This window comes from Verrucosispora sp. SN26_14.1, assembly GCF_004307965.1.
In the GTDB taxonomy this organism is placed as follows: Bacteria; Actinomycetota; Actinomycetes; order Mycobacteriales; family Micromonosporaceae; genus Micromonospora.
The window spans coordinates 1-1,808 of the sequence record NZ_SISL01000736.1 but is presented as its reverse complement, the minus strand read 5'-3'; the positions used below and the strand labels follow the sequence as shown (position 1 = coordinate 1,808).

General features: G+C 74.9%; 2 protein-coding genes. Both read left to right on the top strand.

The window, feature by feature from the left end; genetic code table 11:
* A partial coding sequence (locus EYA84_RS31450) for an AAA family ATPase (RefSeq protein ID WP_236146076.1) occupies positions 1-902 on the top strand: 902 nt, incomplete at its 5' end.
* Positions 903-987: 85 nt separating this feature from the next.
* Positions 988-1,808 (top strand): DUF2567 domain-containing protein (locus tag EYA84_RS31445; protein WP_343232802.1); only part of this gene is annotated, 821 nt, incomplete at its 3' end.

Here is a 1,808-nt window from a genome sequence, read left to right as displayed (position 1 = left end):
TAAGCGACAGGCCGACGGCACCGCCCGGCCCGCCCCCGCAGGCGGTCGGCGGTCGTCCGGGACGTTTCGAGTGGCGGGCGCAGAACTCCGGCGGTGACCTGGAACGGGCCGCCGCCGTGCTCCGGCGGGACCTGGGCACCCCCCGGGTGGTCGCCTTCGCCAACCCCAAGGGCGGCGTGCACAAGACCACCGCGACAGTACTGGCCGCGGCCACCGTCGGCAGCGTACGCGGGCGGGGTGTGCTGGCCTGGGACGACAACGAGTTGCGGGGCACCCTCGGGCTGCGCGCCGGCAGCGCCCGGCACGCCCGGACGATCCGGCATCTGGTCTCCGACCTGGTGCAGATCGAGATCCGCGAGGGCCCGGAGCTGCTGGAGATCCTCGACGACTACCTGCGGCACGCCTCCGACGGCTCGTACGACGTCCTGGCCGGCGAGGAGAGCCCCCGGTTCGCCCAACGACTGGACCAGTTCACCGTCAAGCGGGTGCTCGAACTGCTGCGTCGCACCCATGACGTGATCTGCGTGGACACCGGCAACAACGTGGAGAGTCCGAACTGGCGCACCGTCATGCAGGCCGCCGACCAGCTCGTGGTCACCACCGTGCCGCGCGAGGACGCCGCGTTCAGCGCCGACTGGATGCTCGACCTGCTGCACGAGGAGGGGATGGGGGAGCTGGCCGACAACGCGGTCACGCTGATCTCCTGCCCGACGCCGGGCCGGCTGCCGTTGCAGGGCGACCTGGAGCGGCACTTCGCGACCCGGACCCGGGCGGTGACCGTGGTGCCGTACGACCCGGCGCTGGAGACCGGCTCCTCGATCGAGTACCACCAACTCCAGGGCGAGACCCGGCAGGCGTGGCTGCGGGCGGCGGCGGCGATGCTGGAGCCCTTCGGCCGTTGACGCGTCCGGGCAGCTCACCACCGACGGTCGTGGCGGAGTGGCGACACTGTGCACGGCGTCCGGCGGCAACTGCGAGGATCATCGGGTGAGCCCGGAGACCCCCGCCGCCGAACCGCCCGCACCGGCACCGCCGGTCGTCCCGCAGCCGCCGACCGGACCGCCGCGCCATCCTGCCCGTACGCTGCGGGTCGGCGCCCTGACGGTGCTCGTCATGGGCCTGCTGGGTATCCCGCTGGGGCTGCTCTGGGCGGTGCTCGCCCCGGCCACCCCGGTGATCAAGAGCGGTCCCACCCAGGCCGTCTACGGCCAGGCGCAGCCGGAGCAGCCGATCGCCGCCGACGGCTGGTTCAGCCTGCTCGGTCTCGGTTTCGGGGTGCTCGCCGCGCTCGTCGTCTGGCTGGTGCTGCGGCGCTACCGGGGACCCGTCGGCCTGGTCGTCGTGGTGGCCGGTGGCCTCGCCGCCGCCCTGGTCGCCTGGCAGGTGGGGCGGCGCATCGGGCTGAGCGGCTACGAGCGACTGCTGGACAGCGCGCCGGACGGCACCCGGCTGGCCAAACCCGCCGACCTGCGGGCCGGCGGCATCGAGATGGTGCTCGGGGTGCTGCCGGTGCCGCACGGCAATCTGCTGCTGCCGGCGTTCGGGGCCGCGGTGGCGTACACCCTGCTGGCCGGCTGGTCCCGGTGGCCGTCGCTGCGCCCCGAGCCGGAGCCCGACCCGGCCTGGTTCGTCCCGCCGACCGGCTACCCGGACGGCACCGCACGGCCGCCGCTCGACCACCCGGGCGGGACCGTGGCGTCGCCGGTCGGCTACCCGGAGGGTGCCGCGCCGCCGCCGGTCAGTTCGGAGCCGGCGGCGCCGTGGCCAGCTCCGCCAGCGGCACCGGCACCGCGCGCACCTGGCGCAGC